Source organism: Aeromonas sp. TW 6, assembly GCF_013168745.1.
Classification (GTDB): domain Bacteria; phylum Pseudomonadota; class Gammaproteobacteria; order Enterobacterales; family Aeromonadaceae; genus Aeromonas; species Aeromonas caviae.
The window spans coordinates 59547-74775 of sequence record NZ_JABERS010000005.1 but is presented as its reverse complement, the minus strand read 5'-3'; the positions used below and the strand labels follow the sequence as shown (position 1 = coordinate 74775).

Below are 15229 nucleotides of genomic sequence, written 5' to 3'. Positions count from 1 at the left end.
GCATCACTACGCGAGAGGAAAAGAACCTTGTCCTGCCTGAATATCGAGAAGGTCAGCTGTCACTACAATGGCCGCCCCGTGCTGGAGCAGCTCTCCCTGCAGGTGGCCGACAACGAGATCGTCTGTCTGCTGGGGGCCAGCGGCTGTGGCAAGACCACGCTGCTCAAGGCGGTGGCCGGTCTGCTGCCCCTGGCCCAGGGGAAGATCCGGCTGGGAGAGACCCTGCTCGATGCCCCCGGCGTGAGTGTGCCGCCGGAGGCCCGCCATATCGGCATGATCTTCCAGGATTACGCTCTCTTTCCTCACCTGACGGTGGCCGAGAACGTCGGCTTCGGTCTGACTAAGGGGGAGCGTGCCCTGCGCAAGCAGCAGGTGGACGAGGCGCTGGCGCTGGTCAACCTGCAGGGGTTGGGGGAGCGCTATCCCCACCAGCTCTCCGGCGGCCAGCAGCAGCGGGTGGCCATCGCCCGCGCCCTGGTGTGCAAGCCGCGCCTGATGCTGCTGGACGAGCCCTTCTCCAACATCGACACCCAGGTGCGGATGAAACTGATCCTCGAGATCCGCGCGCTGCTCAAACAGCAGGGCATTGGCGCCATTTTCGTCAGCCACAGCAAGGAAGAGGCCTTCGCCTTCGCCGACCGGCTTGCCCTGTTTCGTGCCGGTCGCATCGAGCAGGTGGGGGAGCCGGAGCAGCTCTATCGCCGCCCCGGGAACCGCTTCGTGGCGGAGTTTCTCGGCGGGGTCAACTATCTGGCGGCCGAGGTGGTGGACAGCCACTGCGTGCAGACCCTCCTTGGAACCATCTGCGGTCAGGAGCCCCATGGCCGTGCGGTGGGGGAGCGGTTGCAGCTCATGCTCAGACCTCAGCAACTGGCGTTGACGGCGGCGGATGACGGTGAGCTCCGGGTGCGTGAGCAACAGTTCCTGGGCCATCACTGCCGGGTACTGGTGGAGTGTGGCGGCCAGCAACTGGAAGCCAGCATCGGTGAGCCCCTGGAAGGGGAACGCGCGCGGGTGACCGTGGCGCCTCATGCCCTGGTGTTGTTTGATCCCTTGCCCTGAGTGCGTGGTATTGTCGTGAAATCAATGAACTGGAAGCGCGCTGGTTTATAATCGCGCCACGCCCATAGCCAATGCACTTGGAGAGAGACATGAAAGCCCAAGCCGGGATCTGCGCAGAGCCGAATCTGCACGCCCTCTATCTGATGTTCAATCGCACCGGTGACGCCGCTGCCCTGACCTCCCGCCTGGCCAGCCTGCCAGCACTCTGGGAGGCGGTGAGCGCCGACTTCCCCGATGCGGCCTTCAGCGGTCTGGTCGCCGTCGGGGCCGACGCCTGGGATGATCTCTATCCTGCCGCCCGGCCGCCCCAGTTCCGCGGTTTCATGGCGCAATCCGCCAACGGTCAGGAGGCCCCCAATACCCCGTTCGATCTCTTCGTACAATTGCGTGCCGATCGGGTGGACGTGCTGCATCATGCCGGTCATCGCGTCATGGCCCTGCTGGCCGGGCTTGTTGAATTGGTCGAGGAAGTCCGCGGTTTTCGCAACCAGGATTGCCGGGATCTGACCGGTTTCGTCGACGGCACCGAGAACCCGCAGGATGAGCACCGCGCCGAGGTGGCGTTGCTGGACGGCGGCGAGTTCGCCGGTGGCTCCTACATCCACGTGCAGCGCTGGGTCCACGCCATGAGCGACTGGGAGAAGCTGGCCCTGAAGGAGCAGGAAGACATCATAGGCCGCACCAAGGCCGACAACATCGAATACGAGTCCGCCGACAAGCCGCTCACCTCCCACATCAAGCGGGTCAACCTCAAGACCCCGAAGGGGGAGTCCATGGAGATCCTGCGCCAGAGCATGCCCTGGGGCACCATGAGCGAGCAGGGGCTCTACTTCATCTCCTGCTGCCGCACGCCGCTGCACTTCAACGCCATGCTGGCCAGCATGTACAAAGGGGAAGGCAGCCACTTCGATCACCTGCTGCGCTTCACCCGGGCGGTGACCGGCGCGGCCTTCTTCGCCCCTTCCGTCGATTTTCTGGTGGCCGAGGGCAAATAAGCCCGGCCTGCCGACCGCTCAAAACAAAAAATCCCGGCCAAGGCCGGGATTTTTGTGCGGATCGCCCAAGGCGACCGGATCAGGGCGTCTGCTCGAACAGCTCGAGGGCGGAGAGGTAGAGCTCCTCGATGTCGGTATCGCTGGTCGGGGTGATGAAGATGGTGTCATCACCGGCGATGGTGCCGAGGATCCCTTCGGCCTTGCCGAGGGAGTCAAGCAGGCGGGCGATCAGCTGGGCTGCGCCGGGGCTGGTGTGGATCACCACCAGAGCGCCGTTGTGGTCGACATCCAGCACCAGGTTCTTGAGGGGGCTGGAGGTGGTGGGCACACCCAGCTCCACCGGCAGACAGTAGACCATCTCCATCTTGGCATTGCGGGTGCGAACGGCGCCGAAGCGGCTCAGCATGCGCGAGACCTTGGATTGGTTGATGTTCTCGAAGCCCATCTCTTGCAGGGCAGTCACTATCTCTGCCTGGGAGCCGAAACGCTCCTCTTTCAGCAAGGCTTTAAAGGCCTTGGCCAGTTTTTCTTGCTTGTCGTTATGTTTCATCTTGGACTCACGAATGAGGGGAGTGACCGCCTGTCACGCTCAGGCGGCAGATACGAACAGCGCTGCTATTTTGCATTCATATGCCTGTTTTGGCAAGGAAGCGGCGCTTGTTCTGCATATTGATTCAAATATAGCTTGCATCAACTTATGCTGGCGCTAGAATCAGGACGAAATTTTGAAAACTTATTCAATTGGGCTGTATGGGTATCGAATTAATCGGCATCGAAAAATCCTGGCACAAGGTGCCGGTACTGCAGCAGGTGAGCTTTCGGACTGCTCCCGGCGAGACCTTGGTATTGCTGGGCCCGAGCGGGGCAGGCAAGAGCTCTCTGCTGCGCATGATGAACTTGCTGGACACGCCGGATGCCGGTGTGTTGCGCATCGCAGACAGTGAATTTTCTTTCCCGTCCAGCCTCTCTACTGCCGAATTCAACCGTCAGGCACAGGCGCTGCGCCGCAAGGTGGGCATGGTGTTCCAGCAGTACAATCTGTGGCCGCACCTCACCGTGATGGAGAATCTGATTGAAGCGCCCGTCAAGGTGCTCGGCATGAGCCGCGACGCGGCCATCGAGAAAGGGGCCTATCTGCTGGCCCAGCTGCAACTGGCCGACAAACGGGACGCCTGGCCCGCACGGCTTTCCGGTGGCCAGCAGCAGCGGGTCGCCATTGCCCGGACCCTGATGATGGATCCCCAGGTGCTGCTGTTTGACGAACCGACGGCTGCCCTGGATCCCGAAATTACCAAAGAGGTGGCGGAGATCATCCGCACCCTGAGCCAGACCGGCATCACCCAGGTGGTGGTGACCCACGAGGTGGAGTTCGCCCGCAAGGTGGCCAGTCAGGTGATCTATCTGGAGAAGGGGCGGATCATCGAATCCGGCACCGCCGCCATCTTCCAGTCCCCGCAAACCAGCCGGTTTGCCGAATTCTTGATGCATTGATATTGAGTCGATAAGGAAGCTGTCATGAAAAAGAGTCTGTTGCTGATCGCCGCCATGGGTCTGCTGAGCACTTCTGTGCTGGCCAAAGAGATCAAGTTCGCCACCGAGGCAACCTATGCGCCGTTCGAATACCTGGATGACAAGAACGAGTTCCAGGGGTTTGACATCGATCTGGCCCGCGCGGTCTGCGAGCAGGCCAAGCTGGAGTGCAGCTTCCACAACCAGGCCTTCGACAGCCTGATCCCCAGCCTCAAGTTCCGTCGCTATGATGCCGTCATCGCCGCCATGGACGTGACCCCGGAGCGGGCCGCCCAGGTCGACTTCTCCGACATCTATTACGAGAACTCCGCGGTGTTCGTCGCCAAGAAAGAGACCTTCAAGGGGCCGGACGATCTGGTGGACAAGACAGTCGGCGTGCAGAACGGCACCTCCCACCAGTCCTATCTGGTGGACAACTGGGTGAGCAAGGGTCTGCTGACCGTGCCCTACGCCAGCTACCAGAGCGCCTTCCTCGACATGATGAATGGCCGTACTGACGGCGTGTTTGCCGATACGGCGGTGGCCGCCGACTGGCTCAAGCAGCACAAGGAATACGCCGTGGTTGGTACCCCGGTGACCGACGCCAAGTACTTCGGTACCGGTTTTGGCATCGCCGTGGCCAAGGGCAACCAGGAACTGCTGACCCAGCTGAACAAGGGGCTGGCCGAGATCAAGGCCAACGGCACCTATCAGAAGATCTATGACAAGTACTTTGCGCAGTAAGCCATGTTGAGCCTGTTGTTGGATGCAGCCTGGATGACCCTCGGGCTGGCCCTGGCATCCCTGGTCGGTGGCATGGTGCTGGCACTGGCATTCAGTGCGGCTGAGTTGAGCAAGCAGCGTGCGTTGGTGTGGCCCGTGGCCACCCTGACCACTTTGATCCGTGGTCTGCCCGAGTTGCTGGTGGTGCTCTTCATCTACTTCGGCTCGACCCAGGTGCTGTTCCTCATCACCGGGGAGTATGTGGAGTTCAGCCCGTTCGCCTGCGGTGTGCTGGCGCTCTCCCTGCTGTTTGCGAGCTACGCCACCCAGACCCTGCGTGCCGCCCTCAATGCGGTGCCCCCTGGGCAGCGGCTGGCGGCGCAGGCGCTCGGCCTGGGCAAGGGGCACACCTTCTTTCGCATCGTGCTGCCCCAGGCCTGGCGTCACGCCCTGCCCGGGCTCGGCAACCAGTGGCTGGTGCTGCTGAAAGACACCGCCCTGGTCTCCCTCATCGGGGTGAACGAGATGATGCGTCAGGCACAGATGGCTTCTGCCAGCACCTATCAACCCTTCACCTGGTACGCCGCTGCCGCCCTCATCTATCTGGCCATCAGTCTGGTGAGTGAATTCGGCTTGAAGCAGGCGTCCCGCTATACCCGCCGTTACGGAGGCTGACCATGCAGGATTACCTGATGACCCTGCTGGGAGGGCTGGCGATCACCTTGCAGCTCACCGTGTTCAGCTTGTTGCTGGGCGTGCTGATGGCGGCCGGCATGACCTGGGTGCTGGAGCGTCGCATTCCGGTGGCGACCCAGCTGGTGCAGCTCTGGGTACTGGTCTTTACCGGTACGCCGCTGCTCATCCAGATCTTCCTCATCTACTACGGGCCTGGCCAGTTTGAATGGCTCAAGGCGGGGCCGCTCTGGCCGCTGCTCAAGCAACCCTGGTTCTGCGCCGTGCTGGCGCTCGGTTTCAATACCGCAGCCTACTCCACCCGGCTGTTCAAAGGGGCGCTCGACGCCATCCCCGCCGGTGAAGTGGAGGCCTGCCGTGCGCTCGGCTTCTCGGCCGGACAGACCCTGTGGATGAAGACCCGCCATGCCGCCCGTCGGCTGGTCCCCGCCTATTCCAACGAGGTGATCCTGGTGCTCAAGGGGAGTTCGCTCGCCAGTACCATCACCATCATGGACATCATGGGGCTGGCCCAGCGTCTCAACGCCCAGACCTATGACACCCTGGCGGTGTTCACCGTGGCCGGAGCGCTCTATCTGACCATGAATGGATTGTTAACAATTGGTTTCCGCTGGTGTGAGCGTCGGGCACTGGCTTTCCAGTCCTGAAGCAGTCACATTTACCTCTTAATGGTGAGGAGGGCACAGGAAATCTGTGTCTTTCCTCCCATTTATCGCATATTCCTCTCCGCTTTCATCGCCGCTTGTTCCCTGGCTCACAGAACCCGTGATTACAACTGTTATCAGATTGTTTTTTAGGAGGGGATCCTTTAAGGTGAGGCGCACAATAAGAATCAGCGTTAACCCAACTAGAAACAACCTTAAACCTACGCTTAGACATGGAGTTGATCATGAAAGTTGCCGTTCTGGGTGCCGCCGGTGGCATCGGCCAAGCCCTCGCTCTGCTGTTGAAAAACCGCCTGCCTGCCGGTTCCGAACTGAGCCTGTATGACATTGCCCCGGTCACTCCGGGCGTGGCGGCGGACCTGAGCCACATCCCGACTGACGTGAAAGTAAAAGGTTTCTGCGGTGAAGATCCGAGCCCGGCTCTGGTCGGCGCCGATGTCGTGCTGATCTCTGCCGGCGTGGCGCGCAAGCCCGGCATGGACCGTTCCGACCTGTTCAACATCAACGCCGGGATCGTCAAGAACCTGGTGGAAAAGTGTGCCGCTTCCTGCCCGAAAGCACTGATCGGCATCATCACCAACCCGGTCAACACCACGGTCGCCATCGCCGCCGAAGTGCTGAAGAAAGCCGGTGTCTATGACAAGCGTCGCTTGTTCGGCGTGACCACCCTGGATGTGATCCGTGGCGAGACCTTCGTGGCCGAAGCCAAGGGCCTGAACGTTGACAAGGTACGTGTCAACGTCATCGGCGGTCACAGTGGCGTGACCATTCTGCCGCTGCTCTCCCAGGTTGAAGGCGCCAGCTTCACCGCTGAGGAAGTGGCTGCCATGACCAAGCGCATTCAGAATGCCGGTACCGAGGTGGTGGAAGCCAAGGCCGGTGGCGGTTCCGCCACTCTCTCCATGGGTCAGGCAGCCTGCCGTTTCGGTCTGTCGCTCATCAAGGGTCTGCAAGGGGAAGCCAACGTCATCGAGTGTGCCTATGTGGAAGGCAACGGTGAGCACGCCACCTTCTTCGCGCAGCCGGTGCTGCTCGGCAAGAACGGCGTCGAAACCGTGCTGGACTACGGCAAGCTGAGCGCCTTCGAGCAGGAAGCGATGGACAGCATGCTGGCCACCCTGAAGGCTGACATCCAGCTGGGCGTCGACTTCGTCAAGTAAGTTGCTACGTCGACCGCAAGGGGAGCCCAGGCTCCCCTTTGTCATTTTCGGGGCTGGGTGTGGCGGGCTAAGGAGATGGCCCTGGCTGCCGATAACAGAAGGCAGCAGGAGATCCCTATGATGAAACCAAGAACCCTCATCGCCATTATCGGTGTGTGCAGCTTACCCTTGCAGGGGGCGGAGCCCACCTCGGCCGCCGCGCCCACCCAGGCGGTGGCGGTTGCAGCCGCGCCGCCATCTGCGGCGTCTGCACCCTTGTCACCGGCCTCATCATCGGCCCAGCCAGCCCTGACGCCAGCCTCTTCTGTCGCCACGTCATCCCTCCCTGTGTCAGCAGCGCCATCCGCATCCGCATCCGCACCCGCACCCGCATCCGCACCTGTACCGTCCGCACCGGCAGCTGCGCCGCTGCCCAGGGCGACGACGCAGGCATCCGCTGCTGCGGGAGAGTTGCAGGCCGTGCCGCTCTATCGCCAGGACGAACTGCTCAACTGGATAGAGCAGGGGCGCCATCTGGCCCGGGTGAAGCAGGACAGGTGCCAGCTCACCCAGGATATCGAGGCGCGGGCCTCGGTGATGAAGATCCCTGCCTATCAGTTCCTCTGGGGGGACATGCTGGCGTGGGGGGTTTGCACCAAGCCGGACGCCCAGATCGGAGTGCAGTACATGTGGGAGGCCGCCAACCAGGGGCTGGCGCCGGCGCTGGAACAGCTTGGCCGCTATTACTGGAAGGGGATCCTGGTTCAGAAGGATCTGGTGCGGGCCGAGACCCTGATGCGGGAAGCCGCGAGCCTCGGCTTCTTACGGGCACAGATGGAGTGGGTGGAGATGTTGCTGCAGGGCATGGGGAGTCCCCTGGATTACGAGGAGGCGTATCACTGGCTGCACGGCGCCGTCATCGGTGACAAGGCCATGCACCAGAAGGCGGCGAGCCTGCTCAGCCGGCTCGGCAACCGGATGCCCGCCAATGCCATCGCCCGTGCCAAGGCGATGCACTGAGTGCTGGTAGCCCGCTTTGATATTACAAGGCCCACGAAGCGGTGCTTGTGGGCCTTGTGCATTTTCCCGGTCAGGGGAGGGATCAGAGGCCCTGATGGGGGCCGAAGACCTCGTAGTGCATCCGCCCGGCAGGCACGCCCACATGCTCCAGCTGAGCTTTGACTGCCTTCATGAACGGGACAGGGCCGCAGAAATAGTAGTGGGCGTCGGCCGGAATGAGGTCGGTGACCTGCTCCAGTGCCAGAGTGCCGCTGAAGTCGTAATCCTCTCCTTTGACATCCTGCTCCCCCGGCTCCCGATACCAGATCCGGCTCTCCAGTTTCCCGTATTGCCTGCTCTTTGCCCGGATCTCGTCCCTGAACGCGTGGTGGGCGCCATGTTCGCAGGCGTGAAGCCAGCGAATATCCACATCCGGGCCATCGGCCAGCAAGTGGTTGAGCATGCTCAGCATGGGGGTGAGGCCGACCCCGGCGGAGATCAGCACCACAGGCGTGTCTGTCTCCTCTTGCAGGAAGAAGTCGCCGGCCGGCGGCATGATGTCGACCGTGTCACCGATGTGAAGATGATCATGCAACAGGTTGGAGGCCTGACCCCTGGGTTCGCGCTTGACGCTGATGCGGTAGTCGCGGCCATTGGGGGTGTCCGAGAGGGAGTACTGGCGGATCTCCTGATGCTCGAGGGCGGGATGAACCAGCTTGATACTGAGATATTGCCCCGGTTTGAAACGCAACACGGGGTTGCCATCGAGGGGTGCCAGGACGAAAGAGGTGATGAGTTCACTCTCTTGACGCTTCTCCTTGATGATGAAAGGGCGGGTTCCCTGCCAACCACCGTCCTGGCTTGCCTTCTCCCGATAGAGCTCGCTCTCCCGGCCGATAAAGATGTCGGCCAGCACACCGTAAGCCTTGCCCCAGGCGGTAAGGACCTCCTCCGTAACAGCGTTGCCACCCATTTCTTTGAGCGTGGCCAAGAGATGACTACCCACAATGTGATATTGTTCCGGCTGGATCAGGAAACCCGTATGTTTGTGGGCGATGCGTTCAACGGCTCCGGCCAGGGCCCCCAGATTGTCGATGTTCCTGGCATAGGCCGCCACCGCACTGAACAGTGCCAAGGGTTGTCCCCCGCTACGCTGGTGAGCCAGGTTGAAGACATCCTTCAACTCGGGATTGTGGCTGAACATGCGCTGATAAAAGTGCCGTGTGAGGTCAGGGCCCGCCGATTCGAGCAAAGGAATGGTGCTCTTGATGACGGCGATGGTGGCTTGGTCTAACATAGGAGGTCCTTTCTAATTGAACATCTGGAATGTCACTTATTAAGTTGCATCCTAAATGTTTAATTGATCTGGATCAATCATCAATTCTTCGCGCTAGGCGCTACAGGCACTATGAGACTAACGAGCTATACCGATTTTGGATTGAGAGCCCTGCTCTATCTGGCCACCCTGCCGGAGGGGGAACTGTCGAGCGTGGCCAAGGTATCCGCCTTGTACGACGTATCCCGCAATCACATGGTGAAGGTGGTGAACCAGTTGGTAAAACTGGGCTATCTGCAGTCACAACGCGGCAAGAATGGTGGCATCCGCATGGCGCGCTCCCCCGACGAGATCAATATCGGGCAAGTGATCCGGGCGTTGGAAGGCAATCTGGACGGGATCGACTGCAGCTCCCCGGTCTGCCATATCGTCTCCGTCTGTCTGCTCAAGAGTGCCTTGAAGGAGGCGATGAACGCCTTCCTCGCGGTGATGGATGGTTATACGCTGCAGGATTTGCTGGCAAACCGTGACGAGTTGCAGCAGGTGTTCGGTGAGCTCATCCCCACTCTGGTGCTGGAGCCGGATGACGAGAGCGAGTGAAACAAAAAGGCTGCCATTGGCAGCCTTTTTTCAATCCTCGTACCCTGAATCGTCCCGGTACAGGTGCGGCATGATCCTCGCCATCTTCACCATGTTGTTCTCCACTTCGAGAATCTCGATAGGGTAGCCCGCCAGCCTGACACTGATGTTGGGTTGGGGAATCTCCTCAAGGTACTCCAGGATGGCGCCATTGAGGGTCCGTGGGCCGTCCATGGGCAGGTGCCAGTCCATCTCCTTGTTCAGCTCGCGGATGCTGGCGGAGCCTTCGACCAGGAAGGAGCCGTCCGGCTGGGGATGGATCTCGTCACTCGGGGTCGGTGTCATGGAGGTGGTGAAGTCACCGACAATCTCTTCCAGGATGTCGTCCAGGGTGATCAGCCCCTGAATATCGCCATATTCGTCGACGATAAGGCCAATTCGCTCTTTGTTGCGCTGGAACTTGGCCAACTGCACGTTGAGGGGGGTCCCCTGGGGGATGAAATAGATGGGGTCGACTTCCCGCAGCAGGCTGGACTTGCTGAACTGATCCCGGGCGACCAGTCTCAGGGCGTCCCGTGAGTGCAGGAAGCCGACGACGTCATCGATGTTGTCGCGATAGAGCAGGATCTTGGTGTGGGCGCAGTGGGCCAGCTGGCGCAGTATGATCTTCCAGTCGTCATTGATGTCGATGGCGGAGATCTCGCTGCGCGGGACCATGATGTTCTCCACCGTCATCTTGTCGAGATCCAGGATGCTTATCAGCATCTCCTGGTGGTGCTTGGGAATGAGATTGCCCGCCTCGTTGACGATGGTGCGCAGCTCTTCGGAATTGAGGGAGTCATCCTTGTTGTGCTCGAGACGCAAGAGTTTCAGCAGCAGGTTCGTGATGCTGTTGATGAGCCAGACAAGGGGGGCGAACGGCACCATCAGCCCCTTGAGGATCCAGGAGGCAGGGTAGGCTATCCGCTCGGGGAACATGGCCGCCAGTGTCTTGGGGGTGACTTCCCCGAATACCAGCACCACCAGGGTCAGCCCGAAGGTGGCAATGGCGACGCCGAGATCCCCGAAAAGCCGGATGCAGACGATGGTCGCGATGGCGGAGGCCAGGATGTTGACCAGATTGTTGCCGATGAGAATGAGGCCAAGCAGGCGGTCCGGCCTGGCCAGCAGCTTCTCGACCCGGCGGGCAGCCTTGTGCTTGGTCTGGGCCAGATGCCGCAGCTTGTAGCGGTTGAGCGACATCAGACCGGTTTCGGAACTGGAGAAGAAGGCTGACAAAAGGATCAAGATAACGAGAACAATCAGCAATGTACTCGTTGAGATACTGTCCAAGAAGGGCTCCTGTAAGGATGGTTGGGGAATGTTTGTGTGTCAGCTAAGCAGCACTTCCTTGACGAAACGGCTGCCAAAATAGGCCAGTGTCAGAATGAAGCTGCCGATGAGGCTCAGCATGATGACCTTGCGGCCGCGCCAGCCACGGGTATGGTGACCCCAGAGCAGCAGAGCGTAGACGCACCAGGCCAAGATAGAGAGGATGGCCTTGTGGGACTTGCCCTGGGCAAACATGTCTTCCAGGAAGAACAGGCCGGATGCGATGGAGAGGGTCAGCAGCAGCAGACCTGCGGAAATGAGCTGAAACAGGCGCTTCTCCACCGTCATCAGGGGTGGCATGGCTGGCAGGTGGCTGATCTTTCTGGATTTCAGTTGCCTGTCCAGGCAGGCAAGCTGGAGGGCAAACAAGCAGGCGATCATCAGTACCGAATAGGCCATCAGCGCGAGGCCTATGTGCAGCAGTAACTGGGGGTGCGCTTCCAGATGGGTGATGTAGCGCCCGGGAATGAGCGCGCTGGCTGCCAGCAGCAGGGCTGAAAAACTGTAGACGACGGGCAGCAGGATCCAGCCGTTGAAGCGTCGGGTGACGCAGGTCATAAAGCAACTGATGATAAGGCTGACCAGGGACGCCACGTTCAACATGCTGAGATTCTGGCCGGAATGGGTGGCCATCACTTCGCTGCCCACCGCCATGCCATGGGCGGTCAGGGCCAGGCCGACACAGGCGAACAGCGATACTTGCCCGACGGGCTTGGCGCTGAGCAGCAGGTGCAGTGAGGCGATGATGGCCAGCAGGTAAAACGCCAGGGCCAGAACAGAGATCACGATCATAACCAGGTCGTTGTCAAACAAGCTTTATGGATAAGAGGGGCAGTATACCTTGCACAAGATATGCTCGCCAGTTGTGCAAGAGGCTAACTGCCCACATATAAGTAGGCGTTGATGGTCACCGTGCGGCGAATAATCGTCCTCCGGCGTTGACTGGGGTATACTGCCCTCCATTTGTTGACCTGCCCGTTCGATGGCAGGCCGCCGCGGCAAGCGGCGAGTAATCGTCCCTAGAGTGCTGATCGGGGTATAATGCCCCCAGTGTCACGCCAAGAACCGGAAAGCGTCATGTTTGAGAATTTGACTGAACGACTCTCGCGCACCCTGCGCAACGTCAGCGGCCGCGGCCGCCTGACCGAAGAGAACATCAAGGATACCCTGCGCGAAGTCCGCATGGCGTTGCTCGAGGCGGACGTCGCCCTGCCGGTGGTGCGCGATTTCGTGGCGCGCGTCAAGGAACGAGCCGTGGGCCAGGAAGTGGCCAAATCCCTGAGCCCGGGCCAGGCCTTCATCAAGATAGTCCATGGCGAACTGGTCACCGTGATGGGGGAGGCCAACGAACAGCTCAACCTGGCTGCCCAGCCGCCGGCCATCATCCTGATGGCAGGTCTTCAGGGGGCCGGTAAGACCACTACGGTCGGCAAACTGGCCAAACTGCTCAAGGAGCGCAGCAAGAAGAAGGTGCTGGTGGTCAGTGCGGACGTCTACCGTCCGGCGGCGATCAAGCAGCTTGAGACCCTTGCGGGCGACATCGGTGTCGACTTCTTCCCGAGTGATGCCAGCCAGAAACCGATCGCCATTGCCACTGCTGCCATCGATCAGGCGCGCAAGAAGTTCTATGACGTGGTGATCGTCGATACTGCCGGTCGTCTGCACGTCGATGGCGAAATGATGGCGGAGATCCAGGATCTGCACGCCACCATCAAGCCGATCGAAACCCTGTTCGTGGTGGATGCCATGACAGGCCAGGATGCTGCCAATACCGCCAAGGCCTTCAACGAAGCGCTGCCGCTCACCGGTGTGATCCTTACCAAGGCAGACGGTGATGCCCGCGGTGGTGCCGCACTGTCGGTTCGCCATATCACCGGCAAGCCGGTCAAGTTCATCGGTATGGGTGAGAAGACTGACGCGCTGGAGCCGTTCCATCCGGATCGTCTCGCCTCCCGCATCCTTGGCATGGGGGATGTGCTCTCTCTCATCGAAGAGGTGGAGCGCAACGTCGATAAAGAGAAGGCGGCCAAGCTGGCCAGCAAGGTCAAGAGCGGCAAGGGCTTCGACCTGGAAGACTTCCGTGAGCAGCTGGCCCAGATGCGCAACATGGGTGGCATGATGGGGATGCTCGACAAGCTGCCCGGCATGTCCGGCCTGCCGGACAACATCAAGGATCAGATGGATGACAAGCTCACCGTGCGGATGGAGGCCATCATCAGCTCCATGACGCCGAAAGAGCGTGCCCATCCCGATCTCATCAAGGGCTCCCGCAAGCGCCGCATCGCTGCGGGCTCCGGCATGCAGGTCCAGGATGTGAACAAGCTGCTCAAGCAGTTCACCGAGATGCAGCGCATGATGAAGAAGATGTCCGGCAAGGGCGGCATGCGCAAGATGATGGGCCAGATGAAGAACATGCTGCCCCCCGGATTCGGTGGTGGCGGTCGCGGTCCGTTCTGATTTTCCTGCTGGTCAGGTAGAAAGGCTCACCCTGGTGAGCCTTTTTCATGCCAATCCCTGCGCAAAAAATAACTGGCTTGGTTGCAATTATTACGAATCCAAGTAGAATTACGCGGCTTATTTTAAGCTAGGGTCTGCGTATTTGTAGGCCTTGTTCATTAGATGTTTATGAGGACGATATGGTAACCATTCGTTTACAACGTGGTGGCGCGAAAAAGCGTCCGTTCTACCAGGTAGTAGTTGCTGACAGCCGTAACGCCCGTGACGGTCGTTTCATCGAGCGCGTCGGTTTCTTCAACCCGGTTGCTGCTGGTAACGCTGAAAAGCTGAACCTGGACCTGGCTCGTATCGAGCATTGGGTTGCTACTGGTGCCGCTGTTTCTGACCGCGTTGCCAAGCTGATCAAAGACGCTGCCAAAGCTGCTTAATCAGCCAAACGGTAGGGAGTTAAGGTGGAAAAACCTGTAGTTCTGGGCACCCTGGGGACCGTTTACGGGATCAAGGGCTGGCTTAAAGTGAACTCCTTCACCGATGTTGCCGAAGCGATTTTCGATTACAACCCCTGGCTGATCAATCAGAACGGGGCGTGGCGTGAAATCCGGGTGTCATCCTGGAAGCGTCACAACAAGGGTCTGATCTGCAAACTCGATGGTATCGATGTGCGTGAGGATGCCCTGGCATTGACCAACGTCGAGATTGGCGTCCCCGCCGATCTGTTGCCTGCGTTGCCCGAAGGGGAGTTCTACTGGCGTGACCTCATTGGTTGCACCGTGGTAACCACCAAGGGATACGACCTGGGCAAGGTGACCGAATTGATGGAAACCGGCTCCAACGATGTGTTGGTGGTTGAGGCCAATGTAAAAGATGCCTTTGGTGCAAAGGAGCGGTTGATACCGTTCCTGGAAGAGCAGGTGATCAAGAATATTGATCTGACTGCTCGAACAATCGAAGTTGATTGGGATCCTGGTTTCTAGTTTCCCGCGCTAACACGGGTGCCGGAGGTTTCTTATGTGGATTGGGGTCATTAGCCTCTTCCCGGAAATGTTCCGAGCCATTACCGAGCACGGGGTAACGGGTCGGGCCGTCAAGAGTGGCCTGCTGCAGATTGAGTGCTGGAACCCTCGGGACTTCACCCACGACAAACACCGTACGGTCGATGATCGTCCTTATGGTGGTGGGCCCGGCATGTTGATGATGGTTCAGCCGCTGCGTGATGCCATTCATGCAGCCAAGCAAGCGGCGGGAGACGGGGCGAAAGTCATCTATCTCTCTCCTCAGGGACGCAAGCTGACTCAAGCGGGCGTGACCGAGTTGGCGACGAATCAGAAACTGATTCTGGTCGCCGGTCGATACGAAGGTATCGATGAGCGCGTGATACAAACCGAAGTCGACGAAGAGTGGTCTATCGGAGATTACGTGTTAAGTGGTGGCGAGTTGCCTGCCATGACCCTGATCGATGCGGTTTCGCGTCTGGTCCCGGGGGTCTTGGGTGATCAGGCCAGTGCCGAGCAGGACTCCTTCACGGATGGCCTGCTGGATCATCCCCACTATACTCGGCCGGAGGTGTTGGATGGGCTGACGGTGCCCGAGGCGCTGACAAGCGGCAATCACGAAGTGATTCGGCGCTGGCGACTCAAGCAATCGCTCGGACGAACCTGGCAGAGAAGGCCGGAACTTATTAACAACCTAGCTCTGACTGACGAGCAAGAATCACTTCTTGCCGAGTATGTCCGCGAAGTGCGTGACAGCGTTAAGTAGAGT

17 protein-coding genes are annotated in these 15229 nt (G+C 59.9%); 13 read left to right on the top strand and 4 right to left on the bottom strand.

The features are described 5' to 3' along the window. The first annotated feature begins 27 nt into the window (after window positions 1-27). Window positions 28-1062 carry an ABC transporter ATP-binding protein gene (locus HKD46_RS03775; RefSeq protein WP_171864930.1) on the top strand — a complete coding sequence of 345 codons (1035 nt, stop codon included), beginning with the start codon at window positions 28-30 and terminating at the stop codon, window positions 1060-1062. 89 nt (window positions 1063-1151) lie between these two features. Next, complete coding sequence (locus HKD46_RS03770) at window positions 1152-2057, top strand: Dyp-type peroxidase (RefSeq protein ID WP_171864929.1); 906 nt, start codon at window positions 1152-1154, stop codon at window positions 2055-2057. A 79-nt stretch (window positions 2058-2136) separates the two neighbouring features. Here HKD46_RS03770 and argR read toward each other — a convergent pair whose 3' ends face one another. Next, window positions 2137-2607, bottom strand: a complete 471-nt coding sequence (gene argR / locus HKD46_RS03765) for a transcriptional regulator ArgR (protein ID WP_005308670.1) — start codon at window positions 2605-2607, stop codon at window positions 2137-2139. 200 nt (window positions 2608-2807) lie between these two features. Here argR and HKD46_RS03760 point away from each other — a divergent pair, with 200 nt between their 5' ends. From HKD46_RS03760 to HKD46_RS03735, 6 genes are all read left to right on the top strand, one after another. Then, on the top strand, window positions 2808-3548 hold the full coding sequence (locus HKD46_RS03760; RefSeq protein WP_010673072.1) for an ATP-binding cassette domain-containing protein: 741 nt from the start codon (window positions 2808-2810) through the stop codon (window positions 3546-3548). A 24-nt stretch (window positions 3549-3572) separates the two neighbouring features. Further along, entirely contained in the window at window positions 3573-4310 is a 738-nt protein-coding gene (locus HKD46_RS03755; protein ID WP_010673073.1) for an arginine ABC transporter substrate-binding protein, read from the top strand. 3 nt (window positions 4311-4313) lie between these two features. Then, window positions 4314-4964, top strand: coding sequence for an arginine ABC transporter permease ArtQ (gene artQ / locus HKD46_RS03750; protein ID WP_042014905.1), 651 nt, complete (start codon window positions 4314-4316; stop codon window positions 4962-4964). A gap of 2 nt (window positions 4965-4966) precedes the next feature. After that, entirely contained in the window at window positions 4967-5629 is a 663-nt protein-coding gene (gene artM / locus HKD46_RS03745; protein ID WP_039039976.1) for an arginine ABC transporter permease ArtM, read from the top strand. Between the two features lie 242 nt (window positions 5630-5871). Further along, window positions 5872-6807: a malate dehydrogenase gene (gene mdh / locus HKD46_RS03740; RefSeq protein WP_010673076.1), complete on the top strand. Its 936-nt coding sequence runs from the start codon at window positions 5872-5874 to the stop codon at window positions 6805-6807. A 408-nt stretch (window positions 6808-7215) separates the two neighbouring features. Beyond that, window positions 7216-7806: a tetratricopeptide repeat protein gene (locus HKD46_RS03735; RefSeq protein ID WP_029313773.1), complete on the top strand. Its 591-nt coding sequence runs from the start codon at window positions 7216-7218 to the stop codon at window positions 7804-7806. An 82-nt stretch (window positions 7807-7888) separates the two neighbouring features. Here the strand turns inward: HKD46_RS03735 and hmpA are convergent, their stop codons facing one another. Beyond that, a complete protein-coding gene (gene hmpA, locus HKD46_RS03730) occupies window positions 7889-9082 on the bottom strand; it encodes an NO-inducible flavohemoprotein (RefSeq protein WP_171864928.1) in 1194 nt (397 codons plus the stop codon). A gap of 111 nt (window positions 9083-9193) precedes the next feature. On the opposite strand from hmpA, the gene HKD46_RS03725 reads away from it, so the two are divergent. Then, window positions 9194-9661, top strand: a complete 468-nt coding sequence (locus tag HKD46_RS03725; RefSeq protein WP_039039978.1) for an Rrf2 family transcriptional regulator — start codon at window positions 9194-9196, stop codon at window positions 9659-9661. A gap of 30 nt (window positions 9662-9691) precedes the next feature. Here HKD46_RS03725 and HKD46_RS03720 read toward each other — a convergent pair whose 3' ends face one another. Next, entirely contained in the window at window positions 9692-10972 is a 1281-nt protein-coding gene (locus HKD46_RS03720; protein ID WP_010673081.1) for an HlyC/CorC family transporter, read from the bottom strand. 39 nt (window positions 10973-11011) lie between these two features. Next, window positions 11012-11803, bottom strand: a complete 792-nt coding sequence (locus tag HKD46_RS03715) for an inner membrane protein YpjD (protein WP_171864927.1) — start codon at window positions 11801-11803, stop codon at window positions 11012-11014. A gap of 285 nt (window positions 11804-12088) precedes the next feature. Between HKD46_RS03715 and ffh the strand changes: the two genes are divergently transcribed. The 4 genes from ffh (at window position 12089) to trmD (ending at window position 15226) form a co-directional block, all read left to right on the top strand. Then, window positions 12089-13468 carry a signal recognition particle protein gene (gene ffh / locus HKD46_RS03710; protein ID WP_171864926.1) on the top strand — a complete coding sequence of 460 codons (1380 nt, stop codon included), beginning with the start codon at window positions 12089-12091 and terminating at the stop codon, window positions 13466-13468. Between the two features lie 179 nt (window positions 13469-13647). Next, complete coding sequence (rpsP, locus tag HKD46_RS03705; RefSeq protein WP_010673084.1) at window positions 13648-13896, top strand: 30S ribosomal protein S16; 249 nt, start codon at window positions 13648-13650, stop codon at window positions 13894-13896. 24 nt (window positions 13897-13920) lie between these two features. Continuing rightward, window positions 13921-14442: a ribosome maturation factor RimM gene (gene rimM, locus HKD46_RS03700; protein ID WP_039039979.1), complete on the top strand. Its 522-nt coding sequence runs from the start codon at window positions 13921-13923 to the stop codon at window positions 14440-14442. Between the two features lie 34 nt (window positions 14443-14476). After that, on the top strand, window positions 14477-15226 hold the full coding sequence (gene trmD / locus HKD46_RS03695; RefSeq protein WP_010673086.1) for a tRNA (guanosine(37)-N1)-methyltransferase TrmD: 750 nt from the start codon (window positions 14477-14479) through the stop codon (window positions 15224-15226). The last annotated feature ends 3 nt before the right edge of the window (window positions 15227-15229 follow it).